General features: G+C 70.6%; 19 protein-coding genes. 13 read left to right on the top strand and 6 right to left on the bottom strand.

Annotated features, from left to right (window positions below):
* Positions 1 to 15: 15 nt before the first annotated feature.
* Positions 16 to 552: a TerD family protein gene (locus ACIBUY_RS08050; protein WP_399152111.1), complete on the bottom strand. Its 537-nt coding sequence runs from the start codon at positions 550 to 552 to the stop codon at positions 16 to 18.
* A 151-nt stretch (positions 553 to 703) separates the two neighbouring features.
* On the opposite strand from ACIBUY_RS08050, the gene ACIBUY_RS08045 reads away from it, so the two are divergent.
* The 4 genes from ACIBUY_RS08045 to ACIBUY_RS08030 all read left to right on the top strand — a co-directional run bounded on the left by ACIBUY_RS08045 (position 704) and on the right by ACIBUY_RS08030 (position 3,888).
* Positions 704 to 1,525, top strand: coding sequence for an arylamine N-acetyltransferase (locus tag ACIBUY_RS08045; RefSeq protein WP_365576039.1), 822 nt, complete (start codon positions 704 to 706; stop codon positions 1,523 to 1,525).
* A gap of 34 nt (positions 1,526 to 1,559) precedes the next feature.
* Positions 1,560 to 2,165, top strand: coding sequence for a YdbC family protein (locus ACIBUY_RS08040; RefSeq protein ID WP_365576041.1), 606 nt, complete (start codon positions 1,560 to 1,562; stop codon positions 2,163 to 2,165).
* A 101-nt stretch (positions 2,166 to 2,266) separates the two neighbouring features.
* The gene (locus tag ACIBUY_RS08035; protein WP_365577017.1) at positions 2,267 to 2,920 is read left to right on the top strand and encodes a histidine phosphatase family protein; all 654 of its coding nucleotides are present in this window, start codon (positions 2,267 to 2,269) and stop codon (positions 2,918 to 2,920) included.
* 59 nt (positions 2,921 to 2,979) lie between these two features.
* Entirely contained in the window at positions 2,980 to 3,888 is a 909-nt protein-coding gene (locus tag ACIBUY_RS08030) for an ADP-ribosylglycohydrolase family protein (protein ID WP_399152110.1), read from the top strand.
* Between the two features lie 182 nt (positions 3,889 to 4,070).
* Here the strand turns inward: ACIBUY_RS08030 and ACIBUY_RS08025 are convergent, their stop codons facing one another.
* From ACIBUY_RS08025 to ACIBUY_RS08015, 3 genes are all read right to left on the bottom strand, one after another.
* On the bottom strand, positions 4,071 to 5,630 hold the full coding sequence (locus ACIBUY_RS08025) for an MFS transporter (protein ID WP_399152109.1): 1,560 nt from the start codon (positions 5,628 to 5,630) through the stop codon (positions 4,071 to 4,073).
* Between the two features lie 236 nt (positions 5,631 to 5,866).
* Positions 5,867 to 6,580 carry a hypothetical protein gene (locus ACIBUY_RS08020; RefSeq protein ID WP_399152108.1) on the bottom strand — a complete coding sequence of 238 codons (714 nt, stop codon included), beginning with the start codon at positions 6,578 to 6,580 and terminating at the stop codon, positions 5,867 to 5,869.
* On the bottom strand, positions 6,561 to 7,139 hold the full coding sequence (locus ACIBUY_RS08015) for a sigma-70 family RNA polymerase sigma factor (RefSeq protein ID WP_365577011.1): 579 nt from the start codon (positions 7,137 to 7,139) through the stop codon (positions 6,561 to 6,563). The genes ACIBUY_RS08020 and ACIBUY_RS08015 overlap by 20 nt, the downstream gene beginning before the upstream one ends.
* 852 nt (positions 7,140 to 7,991) lie before the next feature.
* Between ACIBUY_RS08015 and ACIBUY_RS08010 the strand changes: the two genes are divergently transcribed.
* The 3 genes from ACIBUY_RS08010 (at position 7,992) to ACIBUY_RS08000 (ending at position 10,075) form a co-directional block, all read left to right on the top strand.
* On the top strand, positions 7,992 to 8,618 hold the full coding sequence (locus tag ACIBUY_RS08010) for a TetR/AcrR family transcriptional regulator (protein ID WP_365577021.1): 627 nt from the start codon (positions 7,992 to 7,994) through the stop codon (positions 8,616 to 8,618).
* A 51-nt stretch (positions 8,619 to 8,669) separates the two neighbouring features.
* A complete protein-coding gene (locus tag ACIBUY_RS08005) occupies positions 8,670 to 9,371 on the top strand; it encodes a ribonuclease HII (RefSeq protein ID WP_399152107.1) in 702 nt (233 codons plus the stop codon).
* Between the two features lie 68 nt (positions 9,372 to 9,439).
* On the top strand, positions 9,440 to 10,075 hold the full coding sequence (locus tag ACIBUY_RS08000; RefSeq protein WP_399152106.1) for a hypothetical protein: 636 nt from the start codon (positions 9,440 to 9,442) through the stop codon (positions 10,073 to 10,075).
* Between the two features lie 81 nt (positions 10,076 to 10,156).
* Here ACIBUY_RS08000 and ACIBUY_RS07995 read toward each other — a convergent pair whose 3' ends face one another.
* Positions 10,157 to 10,795: a hypothetical protein gene (locus ACIBUY_RS07995; RefSeq protein ID WP_365577005.1), complete on the bottom strand. Its 639-nt coding sequence runs from the start codon at positions 10,793 to 10,795 to the stop codon at positions 10,157 to 10,159.
* 227 nt (positions 10,796 to 11,022) lie between these two features.
* Positions 11,023 to 13,185, bottom strand: coding sequence for a RecQ family ATP-dependent DNA helicase (locus ACIBUY_RS07990; protein WP_399152105.1), 2,163 nt, complete (start codon positions 13,183 to 13,185; stop codon positions 11,023 to 11,025).
* A gap of 133 nt (positions 13,186 to 13,318) precedes the next feature.
* On the opposite strand from ACIBUY_RS07990, the gene ACIBUY_RS07985 reads away from it, so the two are divergent.
* The 6 genes from ACIBUY_RS07985 to ACIBUY_RS07960 all read left to right on the top strand — a co-directional run bounded on the left by ACIBUY_RS07985 (position 13,319) and on the right by ACIBUY_RS07960 (position 23,326).
* A complete protein-coding gene (locus ACIBUY_RS07985) occupies positions 13,319 to 14,740 on the top strand; it encodes a DUF4192 domain-containing protein (protein ID WP_399152104.1) in 1,422 nt (473 codons plus the stop codon).
* A 554-nt stretch (positions 14,741 to 15,294) separates the two neighbouring features.
* The gene (locus ACIBUY_RS07980) at positions 15,295 to 17,214 is read left to right on the top strand and encodes a glycogen debranching N-terminal domain-containing protein (protein ID WP_399152103.1); all 1,920 of its coding nucleotides are present in this window, start codon (positions 15,295 to 15,297) and stop codon (positions 17,212 to 17,214) included.
* Between the two features lie 107 nt (positions 17,215 to 17,321).
* Positions 17,322 to 18,083, top strand: coding sequence for an NUDIX hydrolase (locus ACIBUY_RS07975; protein ID WP_365576997.1), 762 nt, complete (start codon positions 17,322 to 17,324; stop codon positions 18,081 to 18,083).
* A 221-nt stretch (positions 18,084 to 18,304) separates the two neighbouring features.
* Positions 18,305 to 20,260 (top strand): ATP-binding cassette domain-containing protein, encoded by a 1,956-nt coding sequence (locus ACIBUY_RS07970; RefSeq protein ID WP_399152102.1) that lies wholly within the window; start codon positions 18,305 to 18,307, stop codon positions 20,258 to 20,260.
* 163 nt (positions 20,261 to 20,423) lie between these two features.
* Entirely contained in the window at positions 20,424 to 21,308 is an 885-nt protein-coding gene (locus ACIBUY_RS07965; RefSeq protein ID WP_365576993.1) for a FadR/GntR family transcriptional regulator, read from the top strand.
* 479 nt (positions 21,309 to 21,787) lie between these two features.
* Positions 21,788 to 23,326, top strand: a complete 1,539-nt coding sequence (locus tag ACIBUY_RS07960; protein WP_399152101.1) for an RNA polymerase sigma factor — start codon at positions 21,788 to 21,790, stop codon at positions 23,324 to 23,326.
* Positions 23,327 to 23,436 lie beyond the last annotated feature (110 nt).

The following is a 23,436-nucleotide window of genomic DNA, read 5'->3' as shown; positions in this document are numbered from 1 at the left end:
CGGCGTAGGCGGGCGCTAGAGGGCGCCCATCGCGGCGGCGAACGCGGGCAGGTCGCCGTCGAAGCCGCGTATCACCTCACGGAACGACCACTCGCCGTCGCCGTCCCGGGTGAACTCGCCGATCACGGCCGCAGGTCTGTCGTGCACGGCGGAGAGGTCGTGCTGTGACAGATCCGCGTAGTTCTCACGTATGCGTACGCCGGTGTTCGCCACGTCGCCGAACACGGTCGCCCGTCCGGACTGCTGCTCGCTCTGCTGGATGGCCACGCCCACGACCACGCGCGCGTACTGCGCACCGAGACGCTCCAGTTCGAGCGTCATCACCTCGTCGAACCCGAAGCCCTGTCCCGTCCTGCTGTCCCGGTTGAGGGTGATGGTCCCGTCGGGGGAGCGGCTGTCGAAGTGGACGAGGTACGCGGGGCGGCCGTGCGGATCGTCGCGCGTGTACGTCGCGGCCACGAGGTCCAGGTCATGGGGCGGTGAACCCAACGGGCTCGGATCCCACTTCAGGCCGACCTCGGCCTTCTCGACGCCCTTGCGGAGACTGCTCACCGAACTCCCCCTTCTCGGTGCGATGTTGAGTGCTCCTGACACGCTACGTCGTCCCACTGACAGGGCGGCCGCCCTCCCCCCCGTCGGTAGGGGAGGGCGGCCGGGCCGATATCGGGTTGGTGAAGAGCGCCGCCGTGTCGATCATTGGGGAATGACCTGGAGCTCGGAAGAACTGAATGTCGAGGCCTACTTGGCGAGAATCGGGTTCAAGGGGGACCTGAAGACGGACGTGGGGACGCTGCAGGGCCTGCATCGCGCCCACGTAGCGGCGATTCCGTTCGAGAATCTCGAAATGATGCTGGGCAGACCGGTGCCGCTCGACCTGCCCGCGCTGCAGGACAAGCTGGTGCGCCGTCGGCGTGGTGGCTACTGCTACGAGCAGAACCTGCTGTTCGCCGCCGTGCTGGAGCGAATCGGCTTCCGCGTACGAGGACTTGGGGCACGCGTGCGTTGGGGCACTGATGCGCTGCGTCCGGTTACCCACATGCTGACGCGTGTCGAAGCGGGCGGGGAGGAATGGCTCTGCGACGTCGGATTTGGTGCGTCGGGACTGCGCGAACCAATTCCTCTTCGGGACGGGGCACAAGTAGGTGTCGGCACGGGGGAGTTCAGTGTCAGGAAGGAAAGCGCCGACGTGTGGGTGCTGCGCGCGATGCGGCCCGACGGTTGGCGAGATGTGTATGCCTTCACGTCGGAAGAGCGCCATCCTGTCGACTACGTAGTGCTGAATCACTACACCTCCACGCATCCGAGGTCCACTTTCATCAGGCGCCCGGTCGTGCAGTACGCCGCCGAGGACGCCCGGCGGATGCTCACCGGGCGGGAGCTCGTCATCGAGTACGCGGACGGGGAGCGGGTCGAACGGGAGCTCGTGGAAGGGGAGTTGAGGTCGGTGCTCGACCGCGAGTTCGGGGTCGAGCTGAGTGACGACGATCTGGCCGCGTTGGAGCGCGCGCACTACACCGGAGAGTGACCCGGCGTCACGCACCGCGCCGTACGATGGCGCGGTGCTGGTCAAGTGGATTCGCTGCACCGTGGTGGACCGTCGGGGGTTCGAGCGGGGACAGCGGAAATGGGCGGGGCTCCTGGGGGAGCCGGGATTCCGGGGGCAGGGCGGGGGCTGGAGCAGGAAACGACCCGATGTCGCCCACGTCTTCGGCTTCTGGGAGAGCCGTGCCTTCTACGACTCCTTCATGGCGCGGTCCCACGACCGGCTGGCGGCCTCGCAGTCGGGGACGTACAAGGACATTCAAGTGAAGCTCTTCGACCACCTCTTCGACGTGAAGACCGGGTTCGAGCCGAGGTTCACGGACGCGGACGTCGTACGGGTCGCGCTCTGCCAGGTGCACGCCGAGCGGGCGGAGCACTTCACCGTGATGCAGCAGAAGGTCTGGAACCCGGCGATGGCGGGCTCGCCGGGGATGGTCCGTGGCCTGTTCGGAGAGGCGCCCGGCGACGAGTTCCTGGTCCTGTCGATGTGGCGGTCGGCCGCCGAGCACGGCAAGTACCAGGTCGACCGCGTGGAGCGGTTGTCCCTGCGCGCTCAGACCGAGGCCGACGTCGCGGACGTCAGCGGTGACATCGTGCAGCTCGAGCCGACCTGGACCGTCTGACCGCGTAGATCGGGCGGCCACGCGCGCGTGGCCGCCCGATCTACGCCGGATGGAGCTCGTACCGGTGCTCGAACCCGGCCGGACCGATCTAGGGTCATGACATGGCACGACCGCAGCGCATCGTTCTCGTCCGGCACGGGGAGTCCGAGGGGAACGCCGACGACACCGTGTACGAGCGTGAGCCCGACCATGCCCTGGCGCTCACGGAGAAGGGCTGGCGCCAGGCCGAGGAGACCGGCAGCGGACTGCGTGAGCTGTTCGGCCGCGAGCCGGTCAGCGTCTACGTCTCGCCGTACCGGCGCACCCACGAGACGCTCCGGGCGTTCCGTCTGGACCCCGACCTCGTGCGCGTACGGGAGGAGCCGCGGCTGAGGGAGCAGGACTGGGGGAACTGGCAGGACCGCGACGACGTGCGGCTCCAGAAGGCGTACCGCGACGCATACGGCCACTTCTTCTACCGCTTCGCGCAGGGCGAGTCCGGCGCGGACGTGTACGACCGGGTCGGCGCGTTCCTGGAGAGCCTGTACCGGAGCTTCGAGGAGCCGGACCATCCGCCGAACGTGCTGCTCGTGACCCATGGCCTGACGATGCGGCTGTTCTGCATGCGGTGGTTCCACTGGACCGTGCAGGATTTCGAGTCGCTGTCGAATCCCGGGAACGCGGAGACGCGGTCGCTCGTTCTGGGAGAGAACGGCAAGTACACCCTGGACCGCCAGTTCGAGCGTTGGTGCGAGCCGCGGCCCTGGGGGCTCTAGCCGCGTCGGCCGCGCGCGAACCGGACGCTTGTGCGGTCACCGGATAGAGTGGCAGGGCGATGACCGCTGACTCCTCACCCGCCGGGCGCCTGCACCGCGCCCTGTTCAGCCTGCGCGGACTGTCCGTGGGCGATGCCCTGGGCTCGCAGTACTTCGTTCCGGCGAACTATCCGCTGCTCAAGCGTCGCGCGCTCCCCGACGGGACCTGGCAGTGGACCGACGACACCGAGATGGCGTGCTCCGTGGTGGCTGTGCTGGCCGCTCACGACCGCATCGACCAGGACAACCTGGCGCGCTCGTTCGCGGAGCACCACGACTTCGATCGCGGCTACGGACCTGCGGTCAACAGATTGCTGCGGCAGATCCGCGAGGGCGGGGACTGGCGGATGCTGTCGTCCGCGCTGTTCAAGGGCCAGGGCTCGTGGGGCAACGGAGCGGCGATGCGCATCGCGCCGCTCGGCGCCTACTACGCCGATGATCCGGAGCAGGCCACGCACCAGGCCGAGATCTCGGCGTATCCGACGCATCAGCATCGCGAGGCCGTCGTCGGTGCGATGGCCGTGGCCGCTGCCGCGGCACTCGTGGCCGATCCGGCAGGGCCGCCGACCCCGGGGGACCTGCTGGACGGAGTGATCGCGCTCGTGCCGCGCAGCGCCGTGGGAGCGGGTCTGCGCCGGGCCAGGGACATGCTCGACTACGGAGACCCGGCCACCGTGGCAGCCGTACTCGGGTGCGGTCGGCGGACGACGGCGCACGACACCGTGCCTTTCGCGCTGTGGTCGGCGGCACGAGGCCTCGGGGACTTCGAGAGCGCTTTTTGGAGCACTGCCCAGGTGGGCGGGGATATGGACACGACCTGCGCGATCGTGGGCGGCGTCGTCGCCTCCGCCAAGGGCGGGGCACCCCCGACGGAGTGGCTGGAGCGTACCGAGGCGCTTGCGCCCTGGATGCCGACCGCGTCGGTCTGATCAGGTCAGGTCTCACCTGGTGTGACCTGGGCCGGTTCGGGTCGTTGCGGTGCCAGTGCGTCCAGGCCGCTCGGAGCGCCGCACGGCGCCCGTGTGCCGACGGGCCCTCTCGGTGAGTGGGGCGGTCGGTCACGGACGCCGTGGTCGGGGAACCTCGTAAGGGGTTACAGGGGTTACAGGGGTTACAGCGCCGGTGCGCCACCCGTGCCCTGGAGCGCTTCCAGGTCGCTCTTGCGGACCCGAATGACGACGGTGGCGACGACGAGCGCGAGGACAGCCATCGCGGCGGCCGGGATGAACGCCGTGGCGATCCCATGGGCCAGTACTTCGTGACTCCACGGAGCGGGCAGTTGGTGGGTCTTGGCGAATGCGGCCTTCTGCTCGGGCGAGGCCTGGGCCATGAACGAGGCGACCTGCTTGGTCGCTTCGTCGCGGCTGGCCGAGCCGAAGACGGTGGTCAGGATGGCGAGCCCGATGGAACCGCCCACCTGCTGCGTCGCGTTGAGCAGCGCCGAGGCCGCGCCGGCCTCGTTCGGTGCGACGCCGGATACCGCGGTCACCGTGACGGTGACGAAGTTGAGCCCCATGCCGAAGCCGAAGATCAGCATCGGGCCGAGCACGCCACCCGCGTACGAACTGCCCGAGTCGATGAGCGACTGCCAGGTCAGCCCGACGGCGACGAGGACGGCCCCGGTGATGAGGAACGGTTTGGGCCCGAGCACGGGCAGCAGCCGCTGGGATATCCCCGCGCCGAGTGCGATGACGACGGTGACGGGCAGGAAGGCCAGGCCGGCCTGGATCGGCGAATAGCCCAGCACGTTCTGCACGAACAGCACGATGTAGAAGAACATGCCGAACATCGCCGCGGCGAGGCTGATCATGATGATGTACGTGCCCGAGCGGTTCCGGTTGGCGAACATCTTCAGCGGAGTGATCGGCTCCTTGGCGCGGCTCTCCACGAGCAGGAACGCGGCGAGCAGCACGACGGCCGCGCCGAACGCCCCCAGCGTGAGCGAGTCCCGCCAGCCGTCGGACGCCGCCCGGATGAACCCGTAGACCAGGGCGACCATGCCGAGCGTCGAGGTGGCCGCACCGGTCAGGTCGAAGCGCCCGGGGTGCCGTTCGGACTCGTTGATGAAGCGTGGTGCGAGTGCCGCGATGACGATGCCGATGGGTACGTTGACGAAGAGCACCCAGCGCCAGTCGAGCCAGTCGGTGAGCAGTCCGCCTGCGAGGAGACCGACGGCGCCGCCGCCCGCGGAGACGGCCGCGAAGATGCCGAACGCCCTGTTGCGCTCGGGCCCTTCGGGGAACGTCGTGGTGATGAGCGCCAGCGACGTGGGTGATGCGATCGCGCCGCCCATCCCCTGCAGGACGCGGGCGGCCAGCAACTGCCAGGGCTCTTGGGCGAGTCCACCGAGCAGTGACGCGAAGGTGAAGAGCAGGATGCCGGCGATGAAGACCTTGCGGCGCCCGAGGATGTCCCCGATCCGCCCACCGAGCAGGAGCATGCCGCCGAAGGTGAGGGTATAGGCGCTGACCACCCACGTCAGGTTGGTGGTCGAGAAGTTGAGGGCGGTCTGGATGTGCGGCAGGGCGATGTTCACGATGGTGGCGTCGAGCACCACCATCAACTGGCACGCAGCGATGACCGTGAGCGCGATGCCGGGGTGGGCCGGGCGTGAGGCCGGCCCTGGGACGGCTGGCGCGGGTGGCTGCGCCTGTATCTGATCATGCGTCACAGGAGGTCCCCCAGAGACGATTTAGTGAACGCACTCGTTCACTAGTCGGGACCATAGCGAGGGCGACTTCGTGAACGCAAGCGTTCACTAAAGGAGTTGACGCATGGAATGGTTCCTGGGTTGAGCGGCCCGTGGTACTGCGTCTCGTGCCCGCCGCCGACGCGGGTGCGTGGCATGCCCCGGCCCCGGGCGTGGTCCGCCCGGGGCCGGGATGCGTGCCCTTCTGGTCGCGAGGGCTAGGGCGTGCCCGCCAACTCCTCGATGCGTTCGGCGAATCCGGCGGTGGGGAGAGGGAGGTCGACGGCATCGACGTACTCGATGGCGGTGGGTACGTAACCGACGACTGCCTCGGCGGCCTGCGGAAGCGGTGCGCGCCTCAAGGGCATGGTGAGGTGGAAATCCTCGTTCTCGCAGATCACCAGATCGGGCTCGTCGGGCTGGTCCTGGGTGAGGAACGCGCGCCACCAGTCGGCCTCTTGGGTCTCACCGAGGGAGAGGTGGTGCAGGTACAGGCAGTGCACGGCGGGCCGGCACCCGGCGCCCGCCGCGAACTGCCACCAGAAGCGGGCGCTGTCGTCCCGGCCGGCCAGTTGGAGTACGCAACCGAGCACCACTGCTCCGGACGGCTCCAGGATGCGATTGCTGATGAAGGACGACATCTCGTGCAAGGACTGCGGTGTGCCGACCAGGCTGCGGCAGAGCACCCGCAAGTCGCTTGCGGCGTAGTCGGATTGAGTCGCGCGCTCGTGGGCGTCGGGGCGCCGCTGGGGCCGGGGGAGCTGAACTCCGGCGCCTTGGATGTGGTCGTCGAAGGTGAGCACGCTGTGCCACATCCGGTTGGCGATGCGGGCGGTGAGCCGGGCCTCCGCTGCCGTGATCTCCTCGGCGCCGTAAGGGCGTTCCCTGAGCCGGATCTTGGCGAGCAGTCCGTCAATTTGCGAGGTGGTCATCAGCGATTCCTTCCTCGTCGTTCAGGTGGAGGGCCTGCTTGAGCCGGCGCTTGGCGTTGCGGACGTTCGAGCGGACGCCGGCCGGAGTGATGCCCATGATCATGGCGGCGTCGGCGTAGTCGTATCCGTGGGCGGACGTCAGCAGGATGGCGTCCCGTTGCCGATCCGGCAGTGCCTGGATCGCCTGGTAGACGCTCAGCGAGGTCTCGAACTCGCTGATCGGGTCCACGGCGTGGTCCAGGCTCCTCGTCTCGAACGCCGCGAAGTCGGTGACCGTGGCCCGGCGTCCCCGGGCGCGTGCCAGATCGATGCAGCGGTTCTTGAGCACCTTCCAGGCGTAGGCCTCGGGCACCTGCTGTTTCAGCACGGTGGACCAGCCGACGTAGATCTGCTCAAAAGCCTGGTCGACGGCCTCTTCGGCGTCGGCGGCGGATCCGAGGAAAGGTTCCGCCCACTTGATGTACGCGGGGCGGTAGAGCTCGTGGAAGGCGCGGAAGTCCACGGGGAGGCCCGGCAGGGAACTCACGTCGGGCGGGCGACTGTTGTGGTCCTCTGTCACCGACGCCCCTCCCGTCGGAAGTGCTCCTGAGGCCTGGCGAGTTCAGAGGCCCCCACCCGCACGGAGGTCGCGGCGAGACGCCGCAGGAGTATGCGTACGTCGGCACCGAGGACGCGCGCCATCAGGGCAACGACGACCCAATCGCGTACGTGGTCAAGATTCACGGACCTTCAGGTCCCTTCGGATCGTTGTCGGCGGCGCGTTCCCCAGCCGCACCACGGAGAGTCGCGTTTGGACTCTCTGCCCTCAATAGCGATCGGGAGTGGGCTCCTGTGCATCAGCCGACGCCAGAAATCTAACAGAGAGCTACTGGTCGGTTACCTGCGTTCGAGTGGGGCGGTAGTGGCCTGCGGTGACATGAGGCACCGCGTGAGTGCGCCTTACGCGCGTGCTTTCGCGGAGCGTGTGTGTACCTGGCTTGAATCGTGTTGCCGTGGCCGAGAAGGCGCTCGTCTGTCCGGTTCCTGGCCCGGATCGGCTCGGGCCGCGCCCGGCCCATCGCCAGAACTGGCCTTGCCTGACATGCTCATTGAGGGAGCGATCGAGCCGCGTCCGTTCATCGGGGACGACGAAGCGGATGACGGAACGGTCGCGTCGAGGACCACCACGCGTTGGCAGGCGGCGGTGACGGGGAGCGCGATCCCGGCATGCCCCTTCCGGCGGGCCGCTCCCGGTTACTGATCTTGCTTTGACTGGGAGGTTGTCACTATGGATCCGCCACGGGTGAGTTGGTGAACGACCCCGTTCACTGTCGCGTCAACGGTAGTGACTCCCCTACAGTGAACGCAGCCGTTCACTGAAAGCGCTGCCGTGCGTCTCGTGTCGCTCGCCCTGCTCAACGGAGAGATGACGATGGTTACTTCGCGCTGGACGGCCGCTTCCGCTCAGTCGGCCGCCTCCATGCGCAGGCGTGGACCCGTGCTCGAACGGGCCATCCTGGACGCCGCGCTGGACCAGCTCAGTACGGTCGGCTGGAACGGGCTCACCATGGAAGGTGTCGCCGCGAGTGCGCAGACCGGCAAGGCCGCGGTGTATCGGCGCTGGCCCTCCAAGGAGGATCTGGTCGTGGACGCGCTCCAGGCCGGGCTGCCCAAGCTGGACGCCGTCCCGGACCTCGGGAGCGTGCGCGAGGACCTGCTGGAACTGTGCCGGCAGATCCGCGAGGGGATGTACTCGCGTCCGGGCTATGCGCTGCGTTCCGTTCTTCACGAGTGCGACACCTTCACGGCCGAGCGTTTTCACGGAGTGATCGTCGAAGGCGTCATCGAGCCCAGCGTGGAGTTGATCAAGGAGGTCGTACGCCGGGGGATCGAGCGCGGTGAAGTGCGGCCCGACGCGGCGAACGCGTCCGTGTACGACGTCATCCCCGCGATGATGATGTACCGCTCCAAGGTGTGCGGAAGCGAATGGGAGGAGGCCGATCTGGTGGAGCTGATCGACCTCGTGCTGGTGCCCCTGCTGCTGCGGCGCGCGGACTGACCCCCGCCGGGTGTCGCGGCGGGGCTCCGGCGGCGTACGCTGTCTGCCGCCATGCCGTACGAAGCACCCACCCACACCGTCGAGCGCTCGCTGCGCGCCACCACCGGAGCCAAGATCGTCGCCGGTGTCGATGAAGTCGGCCGCGGTGCCTGGGCCGGCCCGGTCACCGTCTGCGCCGCCGTCACCGGACTGCGCCGCCCCCCAGAGGGGCTGACCGACTCCAAGCTCATCAGCCCCAAGCGACGCGAGACGCTCGCGGACGCTCTGGAGAGCTGGGTGAGTGCCCATGCCCTCGGGCACGCCTCGCCCGAGGAGATCGACGACCTGGGGATGACGGCCGCCCTGCGGCTCGCTGCCGTACGTGCCCTCGAGGCGCTGCCGGTGCAACCGGACGCGGTCATCCTCGACGGGAAGCACGACTACCTCGGCTCGCCGTGGAAGGTCCGTACGGTGATCAAGGGGGACCGTTCCTGCATCGCCGTCGCCGCGGCGTCGGTGATCGCCAAGGTCCGCCGCGACAAAATGATGGCCGAACTGGGCATCGACCATGCAGACTTCGGGTTTGCGGCCAACGCCGGATACCCGTCGCCGGTGCACCGCGCCGCGCTGGAGGAGCGGGGGCCCACCCCGCACCACCGGCTTTCGTGGGCGTATCTTGATGCGCTGCCCCAGTGGCGGCACCTCAAGAAGGCCCGCAGCTGGGCGGACGCAAGCGTTCCGGAAATCGAGGGCCAGCTCGGCTTCGACTTCTGACCACCGCGTTCGCACTGACGTGCCACCCGGTGGCGCGATCCGCACCTGCGTTTGATAGATATCAGCTCATGCCTCTCATTCCCGAGGAGCCTCAGATTCACGAGAGTGCCCAGGGTCCCCGCGCCGTGCCTGCCAGCAGCCGCACCGCGCCGACCCCCCGTCCCGTACCCGGCCCGCGTCCCGCGGCGCCGCCCAGGCCCGGTCGCCCGGGCCCCGCACGGCCCGCACCGCCCGCGCAGCGCACCTCGCGCGAGTCGGCGCCGGCCGTCGAGCCGGGGTCCAACGCCCCTGCTGTCCCGTCGACTTCGGCCGCCAAGCCGCAGATCCAGCTCATCCCGGCCTCGGTCGAGGGCGCGCTGGACGCCGCCGAGGAAGCGGTCGACCTGCTGCTCGACTCGGGGCGCGCCCCCGGCGACGTCCTCGTGATCACCACGGGTGAGCCGCACCCGTGGACCGCGCACGAGCTGTCGTTCGGCGAGAGCGCCTACTGGGCGCAGCACGACGCGGGTGACGACGTCTTCTACGCCGATGTCTCCGCCCTGGAGCGCGCCGGGTCCCGCCCGGTGGTCGTCGTCGCCGTGAACGGCGGCGCCGACGAGGCGACCACGACGGCGCTGCCGCTCGCTCTCGGCCGGGCCGGTGCCCTGCTGATCGTGTGCGGTGACCCGCAGCGGATCAACTCGCTGCTGGGCGCCGGAGTCTGACGCGCCGCTTGCCGGCTGCCCGCACCGTCCCTCGGTGTCCGGGGAGTCCGGCGGGTCGGCGCGCGGCCGCGGCCGGGCGGCTCAGCGGGCCGCCGCGCGACGGAGCATCTCCGTCGCGGCGCCACCGGTCCTGGGCGCCGACCGGTCGTCGCCGCCGAGGGCCTCGGCCACGGATCCGACACTCGGACGGCGACCGCCCCGGCCCTCGCCCAGCACCTGCCAGCCGTCGCGGGTCATCGCGATGTACGCCCCGCAGCGCAGGCCGTGCAACGTACAGGCGTCCCGAAGTCCCCACATCCAGGCGCCGTCCTCCTCGGTCCAACGCGTCTCTCCCTCACGGCAGTAGAGCAGGACCGCGGTACGGACCGGGTTGCGGCGGCGCAGGTCGTGCGGGATGACCCGGCGCAGCTGGGAGAGCAGGGCGTTGCGGAACGTCCAGCCGTCGGTGGCGGTCTCCCGCCGGGCGAACGAGGCGCTCGCTCGCAGCCGCTCCTCCGGATCGAGTACGGCCACCACGGCGGTTCGGGGCATCGGGCGATGGCGGGCGTGCAGTCCGCTGACGACCTCGCGCGGATTGCGCAGCAGCGGGATTCCGGCGGCCGCCCACTCCGTGGGTTCCAGCAGCCTGGTCGGTCGGTTGACGGAATCGGCGGACCTCTCGGTGCGCATCGATGACGCGGAGATCGATGACGCCGAGGACGGAGCGAATCCGAAGGTCACGGTCCTCCCTTCGGCTACACGCCCACACTGAGGGCGGGGTCGGACTGGGGAGCGCACCACGGCACAGCCCTACCGGACCACGGGAGCCGCGCGGGGAACGCTGCCAATTCTTCCCGTCGCACTGGCGCACGGCAACGAGCAATTGTGGCCCGGGGTTGGTATCTGGCGATGCGTCGCCTATATCCCTGCTCCATCCCTGCCCAAAGATGGGGTCCTCGACGCCTGCGTCACCCCTGTACCGCCAGGACCAGCGGCAACACCCCCTCGGCGCCCGCCCGGCGCAGCAGCCGGGCAGCCATCGCCAGCGTCCAGCCCGTCTCCGTGTAGTCGTCCACGAGCAGCACCGGGCCGCCCGCGCGCGCGAGGGCCTCGGCCAGCTCGGGCGGCAGCGTCAACGTGCCTTCGAGGGCGCGCAGGCGCTGCGCACTGTTGCTCCGCGGGATGCGGGTGGTGTCACTGTCCGCCACGTACTCGATACGGCCGAGCACCGGCATGCGTCCGACCTGGGCGATGCCCGCACCGAGGGACTCGATCAGCCGGGGGCGCGTGTGGGAGGCCAGGGTCACCACGCCCACCGGGCGCGGCTGCGCGTCGGGGCGCCCGCCGGCCCAGCCACCCGGGCCCTTGGCCCAGTCGGCCAGGACCTCCACGACGGCCCGCGCGACGTCGTCCGGAACCGGTCCGTCCGGGGCCTGGGGCGCGAGCATCGGCCGCAGCCGATTGCCCCAGCCGATGTCCGAGAGGCGGCCGAGTGCCCGCCCCACCCCCGCCTGTTCACTTGCCGGGATGCGTCCCTTGAGGTCGATGCCCACGGCCGCGAGACCGGTGGGCCACATCTTCCTTGGCTCCACCTCGACCCCGGGGCGCCCGAGTTCGCCTCGCGCCGAATCCAGTGCGCTCGTGGAGACGGAGGTCTCGAAGCGTCCTCCCGCGCAGTTGTCACAGCGTCCGCACGGGGCCGCCGACTCGTCGTCCAACTGCCGGCGCAGGAACTCCATCCGGCAGCCGGTCGTCGTCACGTAGTCGCGCATCGCCTGCTGCTCGGCCTCCCGCTGCTTGGCGACCCACGCGTAGCGCTCCGTGTCGTACACCCAGGGCTGCCCGGTGGCGATCCAGCCACCCTTCACACGGTGCACCGCGCCGTCCACGTCGAGAACCTTGAGCATGATCTCCAGGCGCGAACGACGCAGCTCCACAAGGGGTTCGAGTGCCGGGAGCGAGAGCGGCCGCTCGGACCGGGAGAGCACGTCCAGGGTGCGCCGCACCTGCTCCTCGGGCGGAAAGGCGAGCGAGGCGAAGTAGCGCCAGATCGCCTCGTCCTCCTTGCCGGGAAGCAACAGGACCTCGGCGTGCTCGACGCCGCGTCCTGCGCGTCCGACCTGCTGGTAGTACGCGATCGGGGACGAAGGAGAGCCCAGGTGCACGACGAATCCCAGGTCCGGTTTGTCGAAGCCCATGCCGAGCGCGGACGTGGCGACCAGCGCCTTCACCCGGTTCGCCAGCAGGTCTTCCTCTGCCTGCTGCCGGTCGGCGTTCTCCGTCTTGCCCGTGTACGAGGTCACGGTGTGGCCGCACTGGCGCAGGTACGCCGTGACCTCCTCGGCGGCGGCGACCGTGAGCGTGTAGATGATCCCCGAGCCCGGCAGTTCGTCGAGGTGGTCGGCCAGCCAGGCCAACCGGTGCGCGGCGTCCGGCAGTTGCAGCACTCCGAGGCTCAGGCTCTCGCGGTCGAGCGGGCCGCGCAGCACGAGGGCGTCCGAGCCGCCGCCGGTGCCGAGCTGATCGGCGACGTCGGCCGTCACGCGCGCGTTGGCCGTCGCCGTCGTGGCCAGGACGGGGACCCCCTGCGGCAGCTCGGCGAGCATCGTGCGCAGGCGTCGGTAGTCGGGGCGGAAGTCGTGCCCCCAGTCCGAGATGCAGTGCGCCTCGTCGACGACGAGCAGGCCGGTGGCCGCGGCCAGTTGAGGCAGTACGTTGTCCCGGAAGTCCGGGTTGTTGAGCCGCTCGGGACTGACCAGGAGCACGTCGACCTCCCCGGCCGCGACCTCGGCACGGACGGCGTCCCACTCCTCCGTGTTCGACGAGTTGATGGTGCGGGCACGGATGCCGGCCCGCTCCGCCGCCTCCACCTGGTTGCGCATCAGCGCGAGGAGCGGGGAGACGATCACCGTCGGTCCGCTTCCGCGCTCCCGCAGCAGCGCGGTCGCGACGAAGTACACCGCGGACTTGCCCCAACCGGTGCGCTGCACGACGAGGGCGCGTCTGTGCTCGGCGACCAGGGCCTCGATCGCGCGCCACTGGTCCTCGCGCAGGCGGGCGGTCCCGCTCGGGTCGGAGACGAGGCGGGCGAGTACGGCATCGGCGGCCGTCCGCAGGTCTTCGTTGCTCATGCCCCCATGCAACCCGATGGGACTGACATCGCGCGAACGCCCCCGCCGACTTGTGGACAACTCGTGTCGTGTCCCTGATCGAGGTTATCCACAGGTCAAAACGGAGTTCGCCGATTCGCGGCATGGTCGTTCCATGACGAATCACAGCGAGCCCGTCGGTGCGACCGGCGAGGCCAAGATCACCCTGCGCACGGCCGGTGAACTCGCCGAGGCGCTCCCGTACTTGCTCGGGTTCCGTCCGGACGACAGCGTCGTCCTGGTGGCCCTGCACAAGGGGCGGTTCGGTGGGCGCGTCCGCCTCGGTATTCCCGAGCGTCCGCGGGACTGGGGGCCGGTGGCGCAGCAGATGGCCCGTTGTCTGATCGGCGAGTGCGAGCGCAGGGACGGGAAGCCGGACAGCATCGTCGTGTTCCTGTGCCAGGACGCAGCGGCCCCGGGCATCGACCATGCGCAGCGGGTGATGGAGCGGCTGCGCCCTCTTGCCCAGCTGTTGCGCACGGCGTGCGGCAGCCTGGACGTGCCCGTCACGGAAGCGCTCTGTCTGTCGGGCGGCAGGTACTGGTCCTATTGCTGTCCGCGCCCACAGTGCTGTCCGCCGGAGGGCAACGCCATCGCCACAGAGGGCACCTCGGTCATGGCGGCCACAGCGGCGTACGCCGGTATTCAGGTGCGGGCATCGGTGCAGGAGGTGCGGGCCCGCCTGGCTCCCCTGGAGACGGCGCTCGCCGCCGACCAGACGAGGGCCTTGGACGCTGCCGCGATGGACCTCGTGCCGAGAATCTTCGCCGGCGTCTCACGCGACGTGGTGGAGGCCGAGACCCTCGACCTGGCGCGGCGCGTCCTGGGCCGCCTCGCGGATGCCCCGCGCACGGACGACGACTTGGACGCGGATCTCAAGGACGACGAACTCGTGGCGCACGACGAGGCCGCGACCCTGATCCTCGGCCTTCAGGACCGCGTGACCAGGGACCGGGCCGCGGAGTGGATGGAGGGCGCGGAGGCCGACGGTGCACTGCGTCTGTGGAGGGCGCTGGCTCGGCGCTGCGTCGGGCCCTACGGCGAGCACGCCGCGGCGCCGCTGACCCTCGCGGGCTGGGTCGCCTGGTCGCTCGGTGACACCGTCGAGGCGGACCAGGCGCTGGAGATGGCGCTCACGGCCGACCCCCGGTACACGTTCGCCCAGCTCCTCAACGACGCGCGTGCGGATGGGCTCGATCCGGAGCTGGTGCGCCGTTGTCTGCGCGGGAAGCGGGCCGAGCGCGCGACGGAGGCGGCCGCGGGTGAGGTCGAGCGGGCCGAGCAGGGAGACGAGACGGCGGCCTCGCGCGGGACGAGCGTCACCGCGGGGTCCGGGGTCGTGGCCGCCGTCGCCCCGGGAGGCACCGTGGATCCCGGGGTGTCCCGCGCGGCACGTGGCCTGGAGGCCGCCCTGCGCCGCCGGGGCGAGCGCCGTCAGCGGGCGGGTACGCGCCCTGGTCGGGCGGGAGCACGCGCGCCGCGACGGCCGTCCGGTCACCGCCGAGCGGGACGGCAGCGCACCAGGGGCGACGGATGAGGCGGGTCACGGCGGGAACCCGGCCGCGAGGACGGGGCCGATTGGGGCTGCTGTGGCGTTACTTGGGGCGGGGCGGCTCCGTTCACCTGAGTGGCGGTAGGGGCAGCCGGGTCGGGCCGTCGGCGTGTCGGTCGGTCCGATCGCGGGCCGGAGTCCCGTGCCGCCGCGCTCGAAAGGAGGTGCCCCATGCCGGAGTTGAAGCATCCGCCGACCACGGGTGGTGGCGTTGGCCGTCGATCGGACGACGCGTGCGGGCGGTGTGTCGAGCGCGGCGACCGGCTGCGTCGACGCCACCGGAGCGGACTTGGCGAGGGGGCCGAATGCCGTCGGGCCCTCGCAGCGGGGTGGAGGCAGACATGACGGCGCAGGACACACGACCGGGCGGCCCGACAGCGCCCACAGGAGGCCTCGCCGCGGTGAGCGAAGCAGCTCCGCCGAGGCCCCTTCGAGGACGGCCCCACCCTCCATCGGCCCGACCCGCCCTTCAAGCGACCTCGGCAGGGCCGCCACCGATACCCCGACGAACCTCCGAACTCCCGCCCGCGCACAGGTCGTTGATCTGCGTCGCTCTGCCGGGGCTGGCGATCTCCGCCGATCACGGGCAGCTCACGGGCCAAGGGCTCGAAGGCTTCTATCGCGGTGGCCGACGGCTGCTGTCGCGCTGCCAGATCCGCGTGGCGGGGCGCGAGCCGCTCGCGGTCCAGGGGCGTATGGTCTCGGCCGACCGCGCCCGGTTCGTGGCCGGTGTGCGGGCGGCCCCCGACGCGGGCCCCGACCCGGACGTCGTCGTGGAGCGGATCCGGCATGCCGACGGTACCGAGCGCATCACCCTGCACAGTTCCGCGCAGCGGCCGCTGCGGCTGCCCCTGGAGGTGGCGCTCGGCACGGACCTGGCCGACCTCGGCGCGGTGGCGGCAGGCACCCCGGGTCCCGAACTGCCCGCGACAGTCCACGACTCGGGCATGCGGTGGACGTCGCCCGCGGGCCACACCGTCGTCACAGCGTCCCCTCCGCCCACGGACGCGCTCGCCTCGGCGGGTCTGCTTCGGTGGGAGTTCGATCTGCCGCCCGGAGGCGCGTGCACCGTGGAGCTGAGGGTGCGGGCCGACGCATCGGGATCCGCGAGAGCCGTGGGGCACCGTGCGGTTCGGCCGTTCGCCGAGGCCCGGGCGAGCGGGGACGACCCGCGGGTGGGGCGGCTCCTGCAGACCAGCCTCGACGACCTGCAGGCGCTCGTGGTGCGTGACCCGGAGCATCCGTCGGACGTCCTGGCGGCCGCGGGCGCACCCTGGCGGTGCGTTCCGGCCCCGGCCGAGGCGCTGGCGGCCGCCAGGATGTCGCTGCCTCTCGGTACCCGCCTGGCAGCCGGCACGCTGCGGGCTCTGGCACGTACTCAACTGATCGAACCCGGCGGTGAGTTCGGCCGCCTGCCGGGGCCGCTGCGACACATGGGTGCGTCGCTGCCGCCGAGTTGCACCGGCATCGAAGCCACCCTCCTCTTCCCTGTCCTGCTGGCGGAGGCCAGACGCTGGGGCCTGGCCGAGCAGGAGGTGGCGGAGCTGCTTCCGACGGCGGAGCGGTGCCTGCAGTGGCTGCGCGCCGCTGCCCACGGCGGTCCCTATCTGCCGGATCCGGGACCCGGCGGTCCGCTGCGCTGCGAGACGCAGGCCCATGCCCATCGGGCGGCTGTCCTCGGAGCGGATCTCCTCGATGCGTACGGCAGACCCGGAGGCGCGGAGCTGCGTCAGTGGTCGGACGAACTGCGACGCCGCTTCCAGGAGGATTTCTGGGTCGACGACCGGGGCGGCGGCAGACCGGCGGCCGCGCGCACCGCGGACGGTCGCACGGTCCCGTACCTGGGCAGTGGCTCGGCCCATCTGCTGGACACCGGACTGCTCGGCGCGGGTCTGTCCGCCCGCGGACTGCTGGACAAGGTGCAGACCGAGCAGCTGGCGCGCCTGCTCGGTGGCCCCGCACTGGACTCGGGATGGGGGCTGCGGACGCTGGCGGTGAAGGAAGCCGCGTACAACGCGTTCGGGCACCGCGCGGGTGTGGTCCGCGTGCAGGAGACGGCGGTCGCTGTCGCGGGCCTGGCCGCCGCCGGGTACGAGAAGGAGGCGGCGTCCCTGCTCAGCGGTGTCCTGGCCGCGGCGGAGACCTTCGGGTACCGGCTGCCGGAGATGTACGCGGGGGAGCAGCGCGTCGACGGAGGGGCTCCGCTGCCCCATCCCGCCGCCTGCAGACCGGCCGCGACCGCGGCGGCCGCCGGCGTGCACCTGCTGACCACCCTCGCGGGCATCAGACCGGACGTGCCCGCGGGGACGGTGACGCTCTCACCCATGCGCAGCGCCCCACTGGGCGAGATCGGGCTGACCGGGCTGCGCGTGGCGGGACAGGCCTTCTCCGTGCGCGTCAGCCGGCTCGGCCTCGCCATGGTCGAGGAGGCCGCTGACGTCCTGCAGTTGGGGGTGTGACCGGCTCGGTCGCGGCAGGTTCGGAGCGTGCGCGGGCCGTGCCACGAAGTAGGGAAGTGGCGAGCGAAGGGAGTGTTTATCGTCAGGCAGACGACTATGATCGTTCCATGTCGCCCTACGACCCGTCGGCCTTCCCGCCCTTCGCTGTCACCGTCGACCTGGTCGTGTTGACGGTTCGCCGTCATGCGCTGTGTGCGTTGGCGGTGCGCCGAGGCGAACCGCCGTTTCAGGGCCGGTGGGCGCTGCCCGGTGGTTTCGTACGGGACGACGAGGACCTGACGGCGGCAGCCGCGCGCGAACTGGTCGAGGAGACGGGCCTGTGCGCCCACGACCCGGACGCACCCGCTCAGGACAACGGGGCACACCTGGAGCAGTTGGCCACCTACGGCGACCCGAAGCGGGATCCGCGGATGCGCGTGGTCAGTGTCGCCCACCTCGCTCTCGCGCCCGACCTGCCCGCCCCGCGTGCGGGCGGCGACGCGCACAGCGCCCGCTGGGCACCGGTCGAGGCCCTGCTCAACCAGAGCGGATACGGGCGGGAGGGCGAGCTGGCCGCCCCTCTGGCCTTCGACCACGCGCAGATCCTCGCGGACGGGGTCGAGCGGGCCCGCTCGAAGATCGAGTACTCCTCGCTCGCCACGGCGTTCTGCCCGCCGGAGTTCACCGTCGGTGAGCTGCGTCGCGTCTATGAGGCGGTCTGGGGCGTCGCCCTGGACCCGCGGAACTTCCACCGCAAGGTGACCGGGACCCCCGGCTTCCTGGTGCCGACCGGGGGGACCACCACCCGCCAGGGCGGACGGCCCGCCCAGCTCTTCCGCGCGGGTGGCGCCACGCTCCTCAACCCGCCGATGCTGCGACCGGAAGTCTGACCAACTCCCCAGAGGGCAAAGCCAACTCCCCGAGTGGCGTGCGGCACAGCGATGTCCTGACTGCGATCTGAAGCGCGATTCGTGGACACCCACGCCCACACCCTGCCCGAAAAGCCGGAAATATCGCGTTATCTTGCTGCGGTACCCACGGGGTTCGCCCATCGCGTCAGCGGAGGACCGGCCCCGGCCGCCGCGCGGTCGCCCATCCTGCGAGAGAAGCGATGATCCAGGCCATCGGACTGACCAGCAACGCCCGTAAGGAGAGCCCGCTCGCGGTCGACGACGTGTCCTTCGAGGCGCACGCGGGCCGTGTCACGGCACTGCTAGGTGCTCGAGGGGCAGGCAAGACGACCGCGGTGCGGCTCATGCTCGAGCTCCAACAGGGGCGCGGCGTCACCTACTTCAGAGGCCGTCCCCTGCATCGCCTCGCCCACCCCGCGCGCGAAGTCGGCGTACTGCTCGGCGATGTGCCCGGACATCCGGCCCGTACGGTCCAGGGGCAACTGCGCATGCTGTGCTCGGCGGCAGGCGTACCCGTTCAGCGCGCCGACGAAGTGCTCGAAGTCGTGGGCCTGGTGAGCCTGCGCGACCAACGACTGGGCACGCTGTCCCGCGGCATGGACCGGCGACTCGGCCTGGCCTGCGCGCTGCTCGCGGATCCCCACACCCTGGTGCTCGACGGCCCCGCGGACGGCCTGTCGACCCGGGAGGGCAAGTGGCTGCACGGGATTCTGCGGGCGCATGCGAGCCTCGGCGGCACCGTCCTGTTCACGACCGACGACCCCAAGGAAGCGGCGCGCACCGCGGACCGTATCGTCACGCTCGACGAGGGCAAGGTGGCCGCGGACCAGGACGTCGCGGACTTCGCCCGGACCCGACTGCGACCCCGGGTCGCCGTCCGAAGCCCGCACGCCGTGCGCCTCGGTGTCCTGTTGACCAAGGAGGCGCGCACCGCCAAGCGCAGGGTCGAGGTCGTCCCCGAGGACGGCAACCGTCTCTCCGTGTACGGCAGTACCTGCGCGGACGTGGGGGAGACCGCGTTCCGGCACGGCATCCTCGTCCACCAACTCGCCGACGAGGTCGGGGACGCGGGGCCCGCGGTCGCCCGGACCCTCTCCGCGGATCCACGGGACGAGCGCGGTGCCGCCGACACGACGCCGTTTCCGCCCGCCAACGTCGCAGACAACACCTCTGACGCGCACAGTGACGCTGCCGCGAGCGCGCTCGCGGCAGCCGAAGCCTTCAACGACCCAGCCGGACCAAGCACGTTCGTCCCGCTCGTCGACACGACGCCGGCGCCCGCGGGGCCCGGGACCGTCGCCGACGGACAGGGGGACGCGGCGCACGACGAGCCCGGATCCGCATCGTCACTGGCCCCGCTGCCACCACCCATCACCGTACGCCCCGCCCGCAGCCCGCTGCGTCCCCTGCGCTACGAACTGCGCCGTGCGACCGGCATCGCCACCGGGTACGTCACCATCGCCCTCGTCCTCGCCGTCTCCGCCCTCCTGTCCGTGCTGCTCGCGCGCATCGGACACACCCCGCAACCCCGCCTGCTCGCCGCCTGGCCGCAGGAACTGCCCCTGCCGCCCGCAGCCCTTGGTGCAGGGCTGCTCGGCGCGTTCGCCTTCGGTGACGAGTTCCGCCATCCCGCCCTCGCCGCCGACCGCGGCACCGTCCCCCGCCGCCTGGGACTGCTCACAGCCAAGCTGCTCGTCGGCGCCGCCACCGCCGTCCTCATGGGCGTCCTCGTCGTCGGGTGCGACGCCGCGCTGCTCCACCTCGTATACGGATCGGAGCTCACACAAGTTCCCTCCGACTGGCTTTCACTGACCGCGAGTTGGTTCGCCCTCGTCGTCGCGTGCGCCTGGGCCGGTGTCCTGGCCTCGGGTGTGTTCCGTTCCACCGCCGCCGGACTCGCGGCCGTGGTGGCCGTCCCCGTCGTCATCGTGCCGCTCGTACAGAAGGCCTTGGAGGGTCCATCTGTGCGAACGGCCGCGGGACTTCCGACCAGGCTGCGTGATCTCGCCCTGGTGCACTGGCCGTTCGGCGCGGAGCGGTTCGTCGCCGCCGGAGTGCGCATGGTCGCCCAACCCGTCGGCGGCGCACTGATGTTGTCGCTCAGCGCTCTGCTCTGCGCATATCTGCTCATGGTGCTGCGACCGCGGGTGCGATGACGACCGTCCGGTGCCTTCCGGTCCCTCGTCGCACACAACTCCCCTGGGAACGGCCATTTCTTTCCGATAAGGCGTCAATTGCAGCGAGGGCGGCGATCACCCTTTCGTGTGCTTTTCACCAAAGACCTCAAGGGAGTTGAGAACGGAGCCGACAACACATTCCGTGAGTACCCTTGCGCACACCATGATGACCGCCGCCCGCTCCGCCGACTCAGGCCTCGCAGGACCGGGCGAACTCGACCGCTACCCCTACGCGGAGTCGGCCGCCGACCGCGTCGGCGCCCCCGTCTGGGACAGCACGGACCAGGACCTCGGCCGGGTCGGCCGACGCGCCGCGGGCAGCCGGGGCCGCGGTCTGCACGGCCAACTCGTCCAGCAGTTGGGGCAGATGATCGTCTCCGGAGACCTGGGCGCCGACCGTCCGCTGGTGCCCGAGGAGATCGGCCAGCGATTCGAGGTGTCCCGTACCGTCGTCCGCGAGTCCCTTCGCGTGCTGGAGGCCAAGGGCCTGGTCAGCGCCCGGCCGAATGTGGGCACCCGCGTGCGCCCGGTCAGCGACTGGAACCTGCTGGACCCGGACATCATCGAGTGGCGCGCCTTCGGGCCCCAGCGCGACGACCAGCGCCGGGAGCTGAGCGAGCTGCGCTGGACCATCGAGCCGCTCGCCGCGCGCCTCGCCGCCGGGCACGGCCGCGAGGACCTGCAGCAGCGGGTTGCCGACATGGTGGAGATCATGGGGCACGCGCTCGGCCAGGGGGACTCGATCACGTTCTCCCGTGCCGACGCCGAGTTCCACGCGCTGCTCATCCAGCTCGCCGGCAACCGCATGCTGGAGCACCTCTCCGGCATCGTCTCCGCCGCCCTCCAGGTCTCCGGCGGCCCGGTCACCGGCTGTGACCGCCCGAACGAGACCGCTGTCGCCCACCACGGGCGCATCGCCGACGCGCTCGCCGCGGGCGACGGCTCCGGTGCCGAGGCGGCCATGCGTCAACTGCTGACCGTCCACCCCGAGGTGGAGCGCGTGGTGCCGGCCCCCCGCGAGCACTGATCGTGCAGAGGCCGTAGCGGAGCGAGGGAGTACGAACCTGGTGTCGCCGGACGGCGTCCCCCATGCGCCCCGCGCGCGTGGAGGCGGACGCCCTCCGGCGACTCGGTCGTGGAGGGCTTGTCCCCGGATGTGGCCGCTGTGGCCGCTGTGGCCGCCGCGGCCGACGCGGCCGACGCCGATCCCGGGTCGTTGTCTGTGTGGATGTATCCACGGCATGACCGACTCTGCTGGTATCCGTCCGTTTTTGACCGCTTACGGGGTGTGACTCGGGCCACGCAGATTGGGCGTAACGCTCCTCGGGGCCACGCGATGACCTAAGAGGTGACAGGCGAGGAGGGAATACAGCCGCCGTTCGTGGCGCTGTCCTTCTCCCCGGTACCCGCCCGCGCCGTCGGCCCATCCCCAAGCCGGCGGTCGTCGGCTCCGGTCCACACAGGACGGGGCCGGAAGCCGTTTTCCAACGTTCCGAGAGGTTGTTCGTGTCGGCCAGCACATCCCGTACGCTCCCGCCGGAGATCGCCGAGTCCGTCTCTGTCATGGCGCTCATTGAGCGGGGAAAGGCTGATGGCCAGATCGCCGGCGATGACGTGCGCCGTGCGTTCGAAGCCGACCAGATTCCGGCCACTCAGTGGAAGAACGTTCTGCGCAGCCTCAACCAGATCCTCGAGGAAGAGGGTGTGACGCTGATGGTCAGTGCCGCTGAGCCCAAGCGTCCTCGAAAGAGCGTCGCAGCCAAGAGTCCGGTCAAGCGCACCGCCACCAAGACTGTCGCGGCCAAGACGGTCACCGCCAAGAAGGTCGCTGCCACCACCACCGCCGCCGAGCCTGTGGCCGACGAGGACGCCGTCGAGGACGCTGCGCCCGCCAAGAAGGTCGCTGCAAAGAAGACCACGGCCAAGAAGGCCGCTGCCAAGAAGACGGTCGCCAAGAAGACCGCCGCCAAGAAGACGGCCGGCAAGAAGGACGACGAGCTTCTCGAGGACGAGGCGGCCGAGGAGACCCCCGCAGCCGCCAAGGGCGAGGGCGAGGAGACCCCCGAGGGTCAGGGCTTCGTACTGTCCGACGAGGACGAGGACGACGCTCCCGCCCAGCAGGTCGCGGCCGCCGGTGCCACCGCCGACCCGGTCAAGGACTACCTCAAGCAGATCGGTAAGGTCCCGCTGCTCAACGCCGAGCAGGAGGTCGAGCTCGCCAAGCGCATCGAGGCCGGTCTGTTCGCCGAGGACAAGCTCGCCAACGCCGACAAGCTCGCCCCCAAGCTCAAGCGCGAGCTGGAGATCATCGCCGAGGACGGCCGTCGCGCCAAGAACCACCTCCTGGAGGCCAACCTCCGCCTGGTGGTCTCCCTGGCCAAGCGCTACACCGGCCGCGGCATGCTCTTCCTGGACCTCATCCAGGAGGGCAACCTCGGTCTGATCCGCGCGGTCGAGAAGTTCGACTACACCAAGGGCTACAAGTTCTCCACGTACGCCACCTGGTGGATCCGTCAGGCGATCACCCGCGCCATGGCCGACCAGGCCCGCACCATCCGTATCCCGGTGCACATGGTCGAGGTCATCAACAAGCTCGCGCGCGTGCAGCGCCAGATGCTCCAGGACCTGGGCCGCGAGCCCACCCCGGAGGAGCTGGCCAAGGAACTCGACATGACCCCCGAGAAGGTCATCGAGGTCCAGAAGTACGGCCGCGAGCCCATCTCCCTGCACACGCCGCTGGGCGAGGACGGCGACAGCGAGTTCGGTGACCTCATCGAGGACTCCGAGGCCGTCGTCCCGGCCGACGCGGTCAGCTTCACGCTCCTTCAGGAGCAGCTGCACTCGGTCCTCGACACGCTCTCCGAGCGTGAGGCGGGCGTCGTCTCCATGCGCTTCGGCCTCACCGACGGTCAGCCGAAGACGCTCGACGAGATCGGCAAGGTCTACGGCGTGACGCGCGAGCGCATCCGCCAGATCGAGTCCAAGACGATGTCGAAGCTGCGCCACCCGTCACGCTCGCAGGTGCTGCGCGACTACCTCGACTAGTCGTCACCGCTGTACGGCCCTCAGAAGGCCCGGCACACCCCGTACGCGGGCATGCCGGGCCTTCTGCGTACGTTCTGCGTACGGGGACCGCGGACGGATCCTCGCGGTGC

The sequence above is a fragment of the Streptomyces sp. NPDC050085 genome (assembly GCF_044460595.1).
Lineage (GTDB): Bacteria > Actinomycetota > Actinomycetes > Streptomycetales > Streptomycetaceae > Streptomyces.
Note: the sequence above shows the minus strand (reverse complement) of the source record. Positions and strands in the feature narration are given on the sequence as shown.